19 protein-coding genes are annotated in these 14,387 nt (G+C 62.9%); 6 read left to right on the top strand and 13 right to left on the bottom strand.

Features of this window, described 5'->3' with window-relative positions; all coding sequences use genetic code 11:
• Positions 1-27: 27 nt before the first annotated feature.
• The 5 genes from G452_RS0113200 to G452_RS0113180 all read left to right on the top strand — a co-directional run bounded on the left by G452_RS0113200 (position 28) and on the right by G452_RS0113180 (position 5,318).
• Positions 28-2,172: an ATP-dependent helicase gene (locus tag G452_RS0113200; RefSeq protein ID WP_022662730.1), complete on the top strand. Its 2,145-nt coding sequence runs from the start codon at positions 28-30 to the stop codon at positions 2,170-2,172.
• A 56-nt stretch (positions 2,173-2,228) separates the two neighbouring features.
• Entirely contained in the window at positions 2,229-3,149 is a 921-nt protein-coding gene (locus tag G452_RS20740; RefSeq protein WP_051142056.1) for a DUF3179 domain-containing (seleno)protein, read from the top strand.
• A 10-nt stretch (positions 3,150-3,159) separates the two neighbouring features.
• Entirely contained in the window at positions 3,160-4,128 is a 969-nt protein-coding gene (gene thiL, locus G452_RS0113190; RefSeq protein ID WP_022662729.1) for a thiamine-phosphate kinase, read from the top strand.
• Positions 4,129-4,156: 28 nt separating this feature from the next.
• Positions 4,157-4,546, top strand: coding sequence for a tRNA (N6-threonylcarbamoyladenosine(37)-N6)-methyltransferase TrmO (tsaA, locus tag G452_RS0113185; RefSeq protein WP_022662728.1), 390 nt, complete (start codon positions 4,157-4,159; stop codon positions 4,544-4,546).
• A 175-nt stretch (positions 4,547-4,721) separates the two neighbouring features.
• Positions 4,722-5,318 (top strand): chalcone isomerase family protein, encoded by a 597-nt coding sequence (locus tag G452_RS0113180; RefSeq protein WP_022662727.1) that lies wholly within the window; start codon positions 4,722-4,724, stop codon positions 5,316-5,318.
• A gap of 87 nt (positions 5,319-5,405) precedes the next feature.
• On the opposite strand, the gene G452_RS0113175 is transcribed toward G452_RS0113180, so the two are convergent.
• The 11 genes from G452_RS0113175 to G452_RS19540 form a co-directional block, all read right to left on the bottom strand.
• Positions 5,406-5,645, bottom strand: coding sequence for a hypothetical protein (locus G452_RS0113175; protein WP_022662726.1), 240 nt, complete (start codon positions 5,643-5,645; stop codon positions 5,406-5,408).
• Positions 5,646-5,844: 199 nt separating this feature from the next.
• A complete protein-coding gene (gene ilvC / locus G452_RS0113170; protein WP_022662725.1) occupies positions 5,845-6,834 on the bottom strand; it encodes a ketol-acid reductoisomerase in 990 nt (329 codons plus the stop codon).
• Between the two features lie 161 nt (positions 6,835-6,995).
• Positions 6,996-7,475 (bottom strand): acetolactate synthase small subunit, encoded by a 480-nt coding sequence (ilvN, locus tag G452_RS0113165; protein ID WP_022662724.1) that lies wholly within the window; start codon positions 7,473-7,475, stop codon positions 6,996-6,998.
• Between the two features lie 11 nt (positions 7,476-7,486).
• Positions 7,487-9,181, bottom strand: a complete 1,695-nt coding sequence (gene ilvB / locus G452_RS0113160; protein ID WP_022662723.1) for a biosynthetic-type acetolactate synthase large subunit — start codon at positions 9,179-9,181, stop codon at positions 7,487-7,489.
• A gap of 1 nt (position 9,182) precedes the next feature.
• Positions 9,183-9,413, bottom strand: a complete 231-nt coding sequence (locus G452_RS0113155; protein WP_022662722.1) for a DUF465 domain-containing protein — start codon at positions 9,411-9,413, stop codon at positions 9,183-9,185.
• Positions 9,414-9,433: 20 nt separating this feature from the next.
• Positions 9,434-9,748, bottom strand: a complete 315-nt coding sequence (locus G452_RS0113150) for a DUF167 domain-containing protein (protein ID WP_022662721.1) — start codon at positions 9,746-9,748, stop codon at positions 9,434-9,436.
• A gap of 3 nt (positions 9,749-9,751) precedes the next feature.
• The gene (locus G452_RS0113145) at positions 9,752-10,255 is read right to left on the bottom strand and encodes a DivIVA domain-containing protein (RefSeq protein WP_022662720.1); all 504 of its coding nucleotides are present in this window, start codon (positions 10,253-10,255) and stop codon (positions 9,752-9,754) included.
• A 57-nt stretch (positions 10,256-10,312) separates the two neighbouring features.
• Complete coding sequence (locus G452_RS19550; RefSeq protein WP_327077712.1) at positions 10,313-10,564, bottom strand: YggT family protein; 252 nt, start codon at positions 10,562-10,564, stop codon at positions 10,313-10,315.
• A gap of 104 nt (positions 10,565-10,668) precedes the next feature.
• Complete coding sequence (locus G452_RS0113135; protein ID WP_022662719.1) at positions 10,669-11,340, bottom strand: HAD family hydrolase; 672 nt, start codon at positions 11,338-11,340, stop codon at positions 10,669-10,671.
• 13 nt (positions 11,341-11,353) lie between these two features.
• On the bottom strand, positions 11,354-12,160 hold the full coding sequence (locus G452_RS19545) for a hypothetical protein (RefSeq protein ID WP_022662718.1): 807 nt from the start codon (positions 12,158-12,160) through the stop codon (positions 11,354-11,356).
• Positions 12,161-12,164: 4 nt separating this feature from the next.
• On the bottom strand, positions 12,165-12,572 hold the full coding sequence (locus G452_RS19540) for a hypothetical protein (RefSeq protein ID WP_022662717.1): 408 nt from the start codon (positions 12,570-12,572) through the stop codon (positions 12,165-12,167).
• Between the two features lie 202 nt (positions 12,573-12,774).
• Here G452_RS19540 and G452_RS0113120 point away from each other — a divergent pair, with 202 nt between their 5' ends.
• Positions 12,775-12,972, top strand: coding sequence for a twin-arginine translocase TatA/TatE family subunit (locus tag G452_RS0113120; protein ID WP_022662716.1), 198 nt, complete (start codon positions 12,775-12,777; stop codon positions 12,970-12,972).
• Between the two features lie 115 nt (positions 12,973-13,087).
• Here G452_RS0113120 and G452_RS0113115 read toward each other — a convergent pair whose 3' ends face one another.
• Together G452_RS0113115 and G452_RS0113110 are read right to left on the bottom strand one after the other, a co-directional pair.
• Complete coding sequence (locus tag G452_RS0113115) at positions 13,088-13,297, bottom strand: TOBE domain-containing protein (protein ID WP_022662715.1); 210 nt, start codon at positions 13,295-13,297, stop codon at positions 13,088-13,090.
• A 150-nt stretch (positions 13,298-13,447) separates the two neighbouring features.
• The gene (locus G452_RS0113110) at positions 13,448-14,365 is read right to left on the bottom strand and encodes a hypothetical protein (protein ID WP_022662714.1); all 918 of its coding nucleotides are present in this window, start codon (positions 14,363-14,365) and stop codon (positions 13,448-13,450) included.
• Between the last annotated feature and the right edge of the window lie 22 nt (positions 14,366-14,387).

Below are 14,387 nucleotides of genomic sequence, written 5' to 3'. Positions count from 1 at the left end.
CGCAACCAGGATGAACGCGAAATCCCCATGTCCATCGATTTCCAGAAAGAACTGAACCCGGCCCAGCTGGAAGCCGTCATGCACCAGGGCAGCCCGGCCCTGGTCATCGCAGGGGCAGGTTCCGGCAAGACCCGCACCATCGTCTACCGCCTGGCCAGGCTCGTGCAGGAAGGCGTCGCCCCGGAAAACATCCTCCTGCTGACCTTCACCCGCAAGGCCGCCCAGGAAATGCTCCAGCGCGCGGGCGGCATCCTCGGGCGCAACCTTTCCGGCACCAGCGGCGGCACGTTCCATTCCTTCGCCTATGGAGTGCTGCGCCGCCACGCCCATGTGCTCGGATTCGAAAACGGCTTCACCCTGCTCGACCGGGCCGACTCGGAAAACGTGGCCAAGGAGGTCAAGGACAGCCTGGAGCTGGGCAAGGGCGACCGTTCCTACCCCAAGAAGGCCACCCTGCTGGACATGATCACCAAGTCCCGCAACAAGGAACTCGGCATTTCGAGCATCGTCGAGAACGAAGCCTTCCACCTTTCGGCCTACGCCGAGGACTTCCAGGCGGTGTCCAACGGCTATGCGCGGTTCAAGCAGGAACACGCGCTCATGGACTACGACGACCTGCTCTTCCGCTTCGAGGAGCTGCTCCTGGCCGACCCGCTCCTGCTGGAGGAGCTTCGCCGGCGCTACCGCCACATCATGGTGGACGAGTACCAGGACACCAACAAGGTCCAGGCCCGGCTGGTCCGGCTGCTGTCCGGCGAACGCGGCGACATCATCGCCGTGGGCGACGACGCCCAGTCCATCTACGCCTTTCGGGGTGCGGACGTGGCCAACATCCTCGACTTCCCGAAAATCTTCACGGGCGCAAAGCTCATCCGGCTGGAAAAGAACTACCGTTCCACCCAGCCCATCCTGAACATGACCAACCACATCCTGGCCGGGGCGCGCAGCAAGTTCGACAAAAAGCTCTACACCGACCGCACGGACGGTCCCCTGCCGCGCATCGTGCATCCCCTCAGCGACCAGACGCAGGCCAACCAGGTCGTGGAAGAAATCATCAAGCTGGCCAAGAAGTATCCCCTGCACGACATCGCCGTCCTCTTCCGGGCCGGGTACCAGTCCTATCCCCTGGAAGTGGCCCTGAGCCGCGTGGGCATCGGCTACCAGAAATACGGCGGACTTCGCTTCCAGGAAGCCGCGCACATCAAGGACGCCCTCTCCTACCTGCGCCTGACCCGCAACCCGGCGGACCTCATAGCCTGGAGACGCGCGCTGGAACCGCTCAAGGGCGTGGGCGCCAAGACCGCGGACCGCATCGCCAAGGCGCGGCTCTCCGGCGACGACAAATACATGGCCAAGGCCCTGAAGCGCTTCCCGGCGCTCAAGGAGCTGCTCGCCCATCTGGACACCCTGCGCCAGGCCACGCGTCCCGGCCAGGCTCTGGAATTGATCTCGACCTTCTACCAGCCCCTGCTGGTGGAACTCTACCCGGACGATTACCCCAAGCGCCAGGCCGGGCTGGATCAGCTGGCCCAGATCGCAGCCAACTACGCGAGCATCGACGATTTCCTCGGCGACCTGACCCTGGACGGGGACCAGGAGGAGGACAAGCGCAAGGAAAACGCGCTGGTGCTCTCCACGGTCCATTCCTCCAAGGGCCTGGAATGGAGCGCGGTGCTGATCATCGATCTCGTGGAAGACCGCTTCCCCTCCAAGAAAGCCCTGGCCCGGCCAGAAGACCTGGACGAGGAACGCCGCCTGCTCTACGTGGCCTGCACGCGCGCCCGCGATTCCCTCACGCTTTTCGTGCCCGCCACCATCTACAACCGCTACAACGCGGTTTCCGAACCGGCCACTCCGAGTCCCTTCCTCGCGGAGCTGCCCGCGAGCTGCGCCGAAATCTGGCGGGAGGGCTACTCCTCCGGCCTGAGCCGCTTCAAGAGCGACGGAACCGGCAACGCCGCCAGCGCCCCGCGCCCCTTTGCGGACGACGCGCCCACAAAGGACACGACGCCCGCGCCGCCGCTGCGCGACCCCTCCCAGCTCGGCTTCTGCCGCCATAAGATCTTCGGGCAGGGAAAAATCGTGGCCGAAATTCCGCCGAACAAATACCGGGTCAACTTCCCCGGTTTCGGTCTCAAGGTCATCGTGGCCGATTACCTTGAATTGCTATAGGAACGCTTTTCGCGCTATGCTCCCCGCAATATCAACCGCATTGAGGGGATGAATCCATGCCCACCAACTGGAAGTTGAGCGCGGCCTTTCTGCTGCTTCTGCTGATCTCCTTCGCCGCCTGGCGCGTTTTCGTGGACAGTCCGGATTCGCCCTGCCAGGACCGCTACGAACAGCTCCAGGACCGGATGGTTTCCAGCGGCTTTCCCAAGGACGGCATCCCCGCCATCGACAGCCCGCGCTTTGTCCCGGCGGACCAGGCCGCCCTGCCCGATTCGGAATGGGTTCTCGGCTTGGATCTCCCCGGTTTGACGGCGGCCTTCCCGCGCTGCATTCTGGACTGGCACGAAATCGTCAATCTGAATCTGGACGGCGAGCCGCTCGCCGTGACCTATTGCTCTCTCAGCCGGAGCGGGGTTGCATTTCGCGGCCTTCGTCTCGGTGTTTCCGGCAGGCTCCTGAACTCCAACCTCGTGGCCTACGATCGCGACACGGGTTCGCTCCTGCCGCAGATTTCCGGGATTTTCATCAGCGGTCCGCTTTGCGGCGAACGTGCGGAACGCCTTCCGCTCACCGCCTGCACCTGGGCGGATTGGCGCGCCGCCCACCCCAAGACCCTGGCGCTTTCCCGCAACACCGGGTATACGCGCGACTATTCCAGCGAATCGCCGCAAGCGCCCTACGCCGAATTCAATGTCGGCGACGAGTCCCCTTTCCCCCTCGCGGCCCGGAGCGACGCCCTTGCACCGAAGACCGTGGTGCTCGTCTTCGAGCGCGGAGGCGAATTTCTCGCCGTTCCCAAGCAAGGCTTTGCGGAACGCCATCCGCAGGAACTCGCGCTTCGGCTCGGCGGCTCCCTGCTCCTCTTGCACTGGGACGCCGCCCTGAAAACCGTCGCGGCCCAAAGCGGCCCCCAGGGCATGGAGGTTTTCTGGTTCGCATGGTATGCGGCGCACCCGGAGACACGGCTTGAAATGTAAGGAGACTCACGTGCCCCCGCACTCCGAAGAAGACTTCCTCGAACTCATCGACCGATATTTCCCCAATGTTCCGGACACGGTGCTGCTGGGACGCGGCGATGACTGCTGCATCATTCCGCGCGGTTCGGACATCTGCCTGTCCACCGACCTCTTTCTGGACACCGTGCATTTCCGGCGCAGCTATTTCCAGCCCGAAGAAATCGGATACAAGGCTCTGGCCGTCAACGTCAGCGATATCGCCGGCATGGGCGCAGCCCCCAGGGGGTTCACCCTGGAATTGATGATCCCGGACGGCCTTCCCGCAGATTTTTGGCCCCGTTTTTTCAGCGGCATGAGCGAGCTGGCCGCCGAGCACGAACTAGCCCTGGTCGGCGGAGATTTGAGCCGTTCCCCGTTCCTGGGCATCGGCATGACCATCTGGGGCGAACCAGGCCGCAGCGGACGGCTGCTGACGCGCGGCAATGCCCGGCCGGGCGACCTGATTTTCGTTGTCGGGGAAATCGGCATGGCGCGCGTGGGCCTGAGCGTCCTGGAATCGCTTGGCCACGTCGCCCGCGAAGAGTGGCCCCAATCGGTGGGCGCGCATCTTCGCCCCCGGCCTCGGGTCGCCGAGGGTCTTGCCCTGGCGGACCTGCCCGAAGTTCGCGGCTGCATGGACATTTCCGACGGACTTGCCCGCGACCTGCCCCGGTTCCTGGCCCTGAGCCAAGGATATGGAGCGGATCTCGACCTCCACGCGTACCGCTATGAGCCGGAACTGCTCCGGCTCGCGCTGCAACTCGGCGAGATTCCGGCCATGACCGTGCTGCTCGGCGGCGAGGATTACGGCCTGCTCGGCGCGTGCGCCCCCGAAGGCAAGGACGCGCTGCTGAACGCCGTGCCCGGCGTGGCCATCGTGGGCGTGGTTTCCGAGGAACCCGGCATTCGGCTCGACCACGAACCTCTGACGGCAAAGGGCTTCGATCACTTCAGCGGCTGACGGGTCAATGCCCGCGCAGGAGGCCAAGATGAACATGATCCTGAAACCTGTCGGGAGCGTCCGCTCCCCACTCAAGGACAGGAAGCAGGCCCCGAAACAAGGCAGCGAGGGTGCTCCCGCCGCCGACATCGAAATGCTGCCGGAATATGCGGACGCGCTGCTCGGCCTTCAGGCCGGGGCGCAGCTGGTCTTGCTGACATGGCTTGACCGTTCCGACCGGACCGCGCTCCAGGTACATCCCCGCGGCGACGAAACCCGCGCCCGGCGCGGCGTGTTCGCCACCCGCTCGCCCGACCGCCCCAATCCCGTGGGGCTGCATGAGGTCAGGCTCGTTTCCATTCATGGCCTGCGCCTTCGCGTGGAACCGCTGGAAGCCCTCGACGGCACTCCGGTCATCGACATCAAGCCGCTGATCTAGCATCGCAACCGCGCCTGCTTCCTCTTCCGCGTTCTTCCCCTTTTTTCACTGCCCCCCGCAGGGACGGCAAACGGGTGTCCGCATTCCTTGCCCCCACAAAAGCGGGCACCCGCTTTACAACTCCCGCGTGTTGCCGTATCCATCTTGAAATTCAGCCGATCCCCTGGAGGTCAAGATGTCGAGAAATCGTTGGCGCTGCCTTTCCCGCCTGTTGGTCGCCGCGACCGCCCTCTTGTTTTCGGTGTCGATGTCCCATTCCACGGCCTTCGCAGCCGAACGCGCCGGCGTGACGCTTCCCGACGCCGCCGATGCGCACGGCGCGCCGCTGGTCCTCAACGGAACGGCGCTGCGCTCGGTCTTCGTCTTCGACGTCTACGTGGCGGGTCTGTATCTTCCGCAGCGCACTTCGGACGCCGAGGCAATCCTGGCAGCCGACACCCCACGGCGCATGGTCATGCATTTCGTGCGGGATGTGGACAGGCAAGACCTCTGCAAGGGGTGGCGGAAAGGCCTGAAGAAGAACGTCCCTGATGCGGACGAGATGCTCAGGAAGGATTTCGAGAAGCTGTGCGGTGCGATGTCCGACATCAAGGACGGCCAGGATTTGACGTTCACCTACCTGCCGCAGCAGGGCACGACGATTCAGTTTGGTGGAGAAGTCCGGGATACGATTCCCGGCAAGGATTTCGCCGATGCGCTTTGGAGCTGCTGGATCGGCCCTGACCCAGATCCGGGGAAAGGCTTCAAGCGCGAACTGCTCGGACAGGATTGACCGGCCCACCCCGCAGACCAAGCGGAATTCTGCGATGCGGGGGCTTCCGTGCCTGACCGCCCGGCAGGCTCCCCGCGAAAACCGCGCTTACGGTTCCTGGTTGGTCTTCGGCAACTCCGCAGAGGCCACGGCGTCATACCCGTCGTAGCTCGCCTTCCAGCGTGCGCAGTCCTGCAACGGATCGGAATGCGAAATCCGCAGGAGGCAGCAAAACACAGCGTGTCCGTGGGGAACATTGCCCAGCCAGCCCTTTTGCCGCGCCCGCAGCGTGGTGACTCCGTAATCACAGGTCCAACACGTGCGGTGCAGTTTTTCCAGGTGTTCCATCCTCTTCCCCTGTGAAGTCGGTTTCTTATTCCAAATATTCTATAGCAACCATCCGTTACAAGATCAATAATACTTTCTTGCGCATGGTTTCACCCCTTTGCATCGGCGGGTGCCCAGGCCGCAGCGCATCGATACCATCCGCGCACAAAAAAGCCGCCCCCTTTCGGGAGCGGCTGAATGAACGAGCGGTGCGGACCAACTATTTCTTGAGCCAGCTCATCATCTTGCGGAGCTTGCCGCCGACGACCTCAAGCAGGTTCTCGGAGGCCATGCGCCGTTCGGCGTTCATGCGCGGGTAGCCTGCCTGGGATTCCAGGATGAAGTCCTTGGCAAACGTGCCGTCCTGGATCTCGGTCAAGATCTGGCGCATCTCCCAACGGGTCTCGTCGGTGATGATCCGCTTGCCGGTGCGGTAGTCGCCGTACTCGGCGGTGTCGGAGATGGAGTCGCGCATCTTGGCCAAGCCGCCCTCGTACATCAGGTCCACGATGAGCTTGATCTCATGCAGGCACTCGAAGTAGGCGACTTCCGGCTGATATCCGGCCTCGACCAGCGTTTCGAAACCGGCCTTGCACAGCTCGGTCAGACCGCCGCAAAGCACGACCTGCTCGCCGAAAAGGTCGGTTTCGGTCTCTTCGCGGAAGGTGGTCTGAATGACGCCGGAACGGGTCGCCCCGATGCCGCGGGCATAGGCCAGAGCGATGTCCATGGCCTTGCCGGAAGCGTCCTGCTCGACGGCCACCAGAGCGGGAACGGCGCCGCCTTCGGTGAAGGTGCGGCGAACCAGGTGTCCCGGTCCCTTGGGGGCGATCATGACCACGTCAACGCCCTTGGGGGGCTTGATGCGGCCGAAATGGATGTTGAAACCGTGGCCGAAGGCCAGGATGTTGCCGTCCACGAGACCGGGAGCGATGTCGTTCTTGTAGACATCGCCCTGGACCTGGTCGGGCAGCAGGATCATGATCATGTCGGCCTTGGCGGCGGCCTCTTTGGCGCTGACAGGCTCGAAGCCGTGCTCCTTGGCAAGTTCGTAGTTCTTGCCGCCGGGGCGCTGGCCGATGATCACATTCACGCCGCTGTCGCGAAGGTTCTGGGCGTGGGCGTGGCCCTGGCTGCCGTAGCCGATGACGGCAACGGTCTTGTCCTTCAGAAACTTCAGATCAGCGTCGCTTTCGTAAAAAACTTTCATTTCCATCTCCTTATTCTTTGGGAATCATCGGCGTCCAAAAGGAAACCCCTCCCTGGAAGCACGGCTCGACGGCGGATCGCCGTGGGCTCGCCTGCCTCCCAGGGGATAGGCTCCGGCAAGGACGCCGCGAGACATCCTTGCCGGCACGCCGGACCTTGTCGCTATTGTTTGGCGCGCTTGAGCGCGGTGGCCCCGGTACGGGCGATTTCCTTGATGCCGAAGCGGGTGAGCAGGTCGATGATCGCCTCGATCTTCCCGGCGTCGCCGGTGCATTCGATGGTCACTTCGTCCAGGCTGACGTCCACGACCTTGCAGCGAAAGATGTCAACGATTCGTAGGATTTCTGCGCGTTTGCCCTCTTCGGCATTCACCTTCACGAGGACCATTTCGCGCGCAACCGCCTTGAGTTCGGTCAGATCCCGGACCTTGATCACGGTCACGAGCTTTCTGAGTTGCTTGACGATCTGTTCGATAATCTGTTCATCGCCCTCGGTGGTGATGGTCATGCGGGAGACGCCCGGCTCCAGCGTGGGGCCGACGTTGAGGGACTCGATGTTGAACCCGCGCCCGCTGAACAGTCCGGCCACCCTGGAGAGCACGCCCGGTTCGTTTTCCACCGTGACGGAAAGCGTATGTTTCATGGTCGTATCTCCTAGACGAGCAGCATCTCGGCGAGGGAGGCCCCAGCCGGAACCATGGGGTAAACGTTCTCCTCCCTTTCCACACGCACATCAACGATGACGGGCTTCGGGGAAGCAAAGGCCTCGCGCAGCACCGACTCCACATCCTTCGAATCGGTGATGCGGTATCCTTCGGCGCCATAGGCCTCGGCCAGCTTCACGAAGTCGGGCTGGGCGTCCATGCAGGTCTGGCAGTAGTTCTTGCCGTAGAACAGCTCCTGCCACTGCCGAACCATTCCGAGATAGCCGTTGTTCAGGATAACGATCTTGACCGGCAGGTTGTTGCAGACCACGGTGGCCATTTCCTGGATGCACATCTGGATGGATCCGTCGCCCGCGATGTCGATGACCAGCTTATCCGGAAAGGCCTTCTGCGCGCCCATGGCCGCGGGAAACCCGTAGCCCATGGTGCCGAGGCCGCCGGAGGAGAGGAAGGTATTCGGCGACTTGAAACGATAGAACTGGGCCGCCCACATCTGGTTCTGGCCCACCTCCGTGGCGATGATCGCGTCGCCCTTGGTGATCTCGTAAATCTTTTCAACCACGTACTGCGGCTTGATGGCCCCTGTGGTGCTGGCGTTGTAGGTCAGGGGATGCTCGCTCGCCCAGGAGCGGACCTGCCCGACCCAGTCCGCGTGCTTGGCCTGCCAGGCGGGCACGTCCAGGTCGGGTTCCAGCTCTTCCTTGAGCGCGGCAAGCGCGCTTTTGCAGTCGGCCACAAGCGGCACGTGCACGGCCACGTTCTTCTGGATCGACGTGGGATCGATGTCCACGTGCACGATGGTGGCCTTCGGCGCAAAGGTGTTGACCTTGCCGGTGACGCGGTCGTCGAAGCGCGCGCCGATGGCCAGCAGCAGGTCGCAGTTGTTCACGGCCATGTTGGCCGCGTAGGTGCCGTGCATGCCGAGCATGCCGAGCCAGAGGTCGTCGTCGCCGGGAAAAGCGCCGAGCCCCATGAGCGTCGAGGTCACGGGCACGTTCAGCCGCCGGGCCAGCCAGACCAGCTCGCGGTGCGCGCGGGCGCTGATCACTCCGCCGCCGGAATAGATCAGCGGGCGCTTGGCGTCGCGCAGCAGCTTGGCCACCTTGCGGGTCTGGCCGACATGGGGCTTGAGATTGGGATTGTAGCTCCGCAGGCGCACGTTGCGGGGATAGTCGAAATCGCACTTGGCCTGGAGCACATCCTTGGGCAGGTCGACAAGGACCGGCCCGGGCCTGCCGGAGCGGGCCAGATAAAAGGCCTGCTTCACGACCCGGGCCAAGTCCTTGACATCCTTGACTAGATAATTGTGCTTGGTACAGGGGCGGGTAATCCCGACGATGTCCACTTCCTGGAAGGCGTCATTGCCGATGAGCGGGGTGGGAACCTGCCCGGTGAAAATGACCACCGGGATGGAATCCATGTAGGCGGTGGCGATGCCGGTGACGGCGTTGGTCGCCCCCGGTCCCGACGTCAGCAGGCATACGCCCACGTCGCCGGTGGCGCGGGCATATCCGTCCGCCGCATGAATCGCACCCTGCTCATGTCGCACCAGAATGTGCTCGACGGGAAAATTGGGCAGTTCGTCATAAATGTCGATCACTGCCCCGCCAGGAAAACCGAAGATGGTCTTGACCCCTTCCTTTTCCAGGCATTTCAGCAAAGCCTGAGCCCCTGTCAGCTCCATATCAATCCTCCGATCCTCGATACTTTTGCAGAACCTGCTGAAGCTTGGTCTTGCCCGCGAGCTTCTTCTTCTTGAGCTGCTTGATTTCCTGTCCCTGCGTGGGGCTCAGGTACGGACGCCCTTCATACTTCAGCAGAATGCGCTCGAATTCCTGATGTTGTTCCCAAAGGGCCCTGAGTTCGGAATCCTGCTCCTGGTAACGCTCGATCAAAATGAGATCAGCCTGTTCCATGAGCCTCTCCTTGGTTGAGGTTATTGGTTACTCGCGTCGGCGGGGACCATGGTCTCCCAACGCGGTTCATGTTCCGATTCAATGAGCAGGGTTTTCTGGCGGCTGGCGTGCCCGTCCTTGAGGCTCACCTGTCGTTGCTTGAGGGCCAGGGACGCGGCCACGAAGCGCAAAAGCGCCTTGTTGGCCTTGTTGTCCACTGCGGGCGCGCCGAGCCGGATCTTCAGGCAGCCTTGGTAGATGCCGGCCACCTCGCTCTTCTTCGCGCCGGGCTGGGCCCAGACCTTCAGCAGCCAGGAACCATCGCCCGCAAGGCGCACGGGTTCAGGCAGCCCCATGCCCTACTCCGCCTTTTTCAAAAAACTGACCTTGGACTCCAGCTCCTCCAGACGGCTCTGCTGGGGATCGCTGCTCTCCAGGAGTTCCAGATGGGCCTGCACCAGCCCTTTGAGCTGGATCTTGAACTGGTTGCGCTGGCGCTTCATGCTCTCGATCTCCTCGTGCAGCTGGGCGAGACGCTCGTGGCCGCGCTGCACGATCTCCCTCGCCTTGGCATTGGCCTCGCCGAGGATGATCTCCGCCTCGCGCCCGGCCGCGACCTTGAGCTCGTCCACCATGCGCTGGGTGCTCATGAGCGTGTCGCGCAGGGTTTCGTCCCGCTGCATGTACTCCTGGAGCTGGGCCTCGAGCCGCTTGGCCTTGCGCGCCAGCTCGCGCTGGCGGTCAGCGGCCTCGCCCAGCACCTCGGCCACTTCCACGAGCAGCAGGTCCACCTCTTTCGGCGCGTAGCCGAAAGCCGTGCGGGAAAACTTCTTGTTGAGCAGGTCGATCTTGGACAGATTCATGATGCCCCTTTGGCAGCGCCTAGAAATACATGGCCAGTCGCGCGATGTTGGCGGGAATCACGAAGTCCAGGAAGCCCAGGGCGAGAATGACGACCACGGGAGAGGGTCGATGCCGCCCATGTTCACGAACGGAAGCCAGCGCCGCACCCGGTAGAACACCGGTTCGGTGAGAGTCCGCAGAGTCCGGACGATGGGATTGTAGGGATCGGGATTCACCCAGGTGATCAGCGCGGCCACGATGACCACGAGCTGGTATCCGAAGAGGACGAAATGGACGAGCTGTGCCAGCCCGGTAATGACGAGGTCCATGGGAGTTGCTCCTCGGACGGCGTCTTATGCCGTCAATACTGCGAAATGAAGGTTCGCACACTGTACATCACAAATCAAGCCCCGACGACGAGGAAACATCTCCCTCACCACGTGAATTCGTAGTTGCGGCGTAAAAATCCCAGGAGCGTCCAGTAGTCGGGAATCATCAGTTCCGCATGCAGGTTGGGGTTCTTGAAGGACCAGAAACGCACGTCCGCGGCCAGGGCGTTGACCTCGTCCACGCGGGAGTCGCCGATGTAGACGACGTCCTCGGGGCGCATGCGCCAGGCCTCCAGGATCGCGTGCACGCCTTCGGGGTGCGGCTTGGGCCGCGCCACCTTGAAGGAGGTGATCGCGGGATGGAAATACTCGGTCAGCCCGAAATGCTCCAGCACGAGGTCCAGGGTGTCCGTCCGGCTGGTGTTGATGCCCAGGCGCAGCCCGGCGGACCGCATCCAGTTGAGCACCTCGCGCAGCCCGCTCTCCATGACGATGTGCGGCAGGACGCGCCGATAGTCGAAGTCGAGCTTGTACTGCCAGGCTTCGTCGAATCGATCCTCCGGCACGAGCCTGCGGATGGATTCCCAAATATTGTGGCTGTGGGTGTAGTCCCGCAGTTCCTCGTCCATCTCCGGCAAGCCGAAATGGGCGCGGAACGTATTGTAGTACCAGGTGTTGGCGGCCAGGGAGTCGATCAAGACCCCGTCGCAGTCGAAAATGATGCCGCTGACGCCGTCGAAGAGGTCTTCGCGGATCAGGCTGTTCAGATAAAGCAAAACCAGCTCCTCGTTAGTCCGTTTTCACAGGTGCGGCGGCCATCCGCATCGTCCGCGCCATGAGCGGGCGTTTTTCGGGTTCCTTGGCCAGTCCGGCCATGCGCCAGGCTGGGGCTTCGGCCACGCGCGCGCCTTCCGGCAGTCCGAGTTCCGCCGGAGCCGGAGCGAACTCAAGCCCGGCGTCGTCCAGAGCGGCCACGATTTCCGGGTCGCGGACGACCAAAACCGCCCCCTTCGGGACGAAAGCGCAAACCGCCTCCAAAAGCAACGGCCAGGGCAGGGAAGGCACTGCCGAATCCGGGGCCTGCATGTTCGAAATCAGGCTGTCCAGCTTGAACTCCGCCTCGTCCAGGGCGTCGTCGCCCTCCACGCCGAGGGTGGAGCCGAATCGGTTCCAGGCCTGTTCCATGCCGAGACTGAGCTTGCGCAGCTCGATGACGCGCTCTTCCAGGCTCCAGGCCAGCAAAAGCAGGAACTGCGCGCGCGCCGCCTGCGGATCGCCGCTTTGCGGCTGCGCGGCAGCGCCCTGGCCGAGTCGGCGCTTCAATTCCGATTCGAGCACGGAGACACTCTCGCCCCGGTCCGCCTGCGCAGGCTGCGCGCCGAAAAATGCCATTTCCTTGGGATTGGCGAACTGCTCGCCGAAGCGGATGCAGTCGTCGAGCAGGTGGCGGGCGTCCGAGGGATCAAGGGGCAATCCATCCGGACGAAAGCGCTCCTCTCCGGAAGCCTCCTCCAGGCCGGGATCCAGAAACAGGACGCCGGGCAGCGGCCCGCCGGGAACGCATTCGGGATGCAAATTGGGAAAGTGCAGCAGCATGGCCTCAGCTCTCCTTGTCGGTATCGTGTTGTTCGGGATCATGTTCGGGTCGGGGCAGCTCGAAATGCCGGCACCGCCCGGAGCAAAACGGCAGAGCCAGCAGACAGACGTCGCCGCAGCCGTTCACGCAGCCCTGGTCGCCCCCGTTTTCGCAGGGGTGGTAATCCCCGCAGCCCTTTCCGCTTTGCTGCAACCGCTCGAAACGGCGGTCCCACAGGGCCGCCAGTTCCTGTTGGTCCAGAGCGAATGCCTCGGCCCTGTCCAAAAAGGAGTCGAACTCCTTTTCCCACAAGGCCAGGAACCGACAGCGCAACGATTCGTCGTAGCCGGGATTGAGCCGCTCGGTGTAAAGGCATCGCCCGGCAGCGTAGTAGCGGCAAGCGCTGCCGGGCATTCTGCGGACATTGGGCATAGTGTTTCAAGGGGGGCGTCTCGCCCTTGGACCTTTTTTACACGTTTCCACCCCGCTCGTCGAGAGATGGAAAGCTCCTTTCCCAGGGAGACGACAGGGAAAATCGCGCCCGCACATTTTTCCGCGCCGCCCGCCAGGCATCCTTGACCTTGCAAATCGCCGCGTGTATTGTCCGAAATCACTTCACAACTGGAGGACGCTCATGTTTGGACTCGGTGTTTGGGAACTCGTCCTGATTCTGCTCATTGTGGTGCTGATTTTCGGTGCCAACAAGCTCCCCGAAGTTGGTTCCGGCATCGGCAAGGCCATCCAAAACTTCAAGCGTGCCACGGGCGAACCCGAAGAAATCGACGTGACCCCGGACAAAAGCAAGGTCGAGGACAAGAAGAAAGAGAGCTGATCTCTTCTATTCTCGATATTAAAAAGCCCGAACCTGATGGTCCGGGCTTTTTGCTTTCTTTCGAGCCGAATCGCCGACTCCAGACGGCTTCCGCCGCAGAAGTCGGGTCAGCCGATCAATCCACGGTCAACATCACGCTGCTGGCCTTGACCATGGCGTTGACCTTGGAGCCGGGCTTGAGTCCGAGCCGCTCCACGGACGACAGCGTAATGACTGAAACGACCTCCACTCCGGGAGCCACTTCAACGACCACCTCGCAATTGACAGCGCCCTTGACGATATTCTTGACCGTTCCGGGCAGAAGATTGCGTGCGCTTACCTTCATGATCTTGCTCCTTTGCTCTGATTCATACTGCTTATTATTCCCATTTCTTCATAATACAGCAGCAGGGCGAAAAGTCCACAGCATTCGGCAAGAAAAAGCCCGGCGCCAGTCGCTGGACCGGGCCGGGCTTTTCGGGAAAACCATTTCCCTCTACGGCTTCGGGGCTTGCGCCTCGCCGCCGGACAAGCGGTAGCTCAAGCCGCGCGGGGGAAGATACTCCTCCAGCTTGGCGTTCAGCGACGCGCCGTCCGCCACCCCGATCTCCCAGCGGGCGGAAACGCCTTCCGTGGCGATGTCCATGTCGATCAAGCGCACGTCGCGCAACACGCCGTCCCAGCTCCGCAATACATTGTCGAATTCCGCGGCTCCGTCCGGGGTGAACCAGCCCGCGACGGAAAGGACTTCGGAATGCCCTCCGGTCACGCCCATGTCGCTGCTGGCGAAATACCGTTCCCAAAGCCGAAACCAGACCGTACGGATATCGGTGTCCAGGGCGGACCAACTCCCGACCGTGGAATGGAGCACTCCCCGCACGGGTCCGCTCGCTTCGCGGCCGATGCGCAGCTCGGGATACGGCGCCGCCGACGGCGAGACGCCCGTCAGCACCCTCAGCTTGCCAAGGGTTTCGAGATCCTGCTGCGTCAGGCTGGGCTCGGCGATGATGTTCGCCTGCACCGGAGAATTCAACGTGCGGAACAGCCCCATCTTTACAAGGGTCTCGCGCAGGGTCCGCCGATCCACGTCAACGTTCACGACCATGTTCAGCCCGTCTGCGGCGGGAGTGATGGCCACTTCCTTGTAGCCAAGCACGTAGCGGGCGGCGTCGGGAGCGAGATGTTCGCGAAGCAGCGCGGAACGCTCCTCGGAAAGAGGCGCGGGCAGCAGCTTGAGCGCGGCCTGGAAAACCCCTTCCTCAAAGCCGAGTTCCAGCGTTTTCTGGCGCTGTTCGCTGGGATTCAGACCCTCCTCTCTGGGGTGGAAGACCCGCACCTCCGCAGCCTGGGCCGCGACGACCAGGAGCAGGGTCAGCAGCAGTGCGCGCAGAAGCGCCACCCCCAGGCGGGGCATCGCCCCCGATCCCGTGCAAGGC

The sequence above is a fragment of the Paucidesulfovibrio longus DSM 6739 genome (assembly GCF_000420485.1).
Taxonomy (GTDB): Bacteria; Desulfobacterota; Desulfovibrionia; order Desulfovibrionales; family Desulfovibrionaceae; genus Paucidesulfovibrio; species Paucidesulfovibrio longus.
This window is presented reverse-complemented; position numbering and strand designations above follow the sequence as displayed.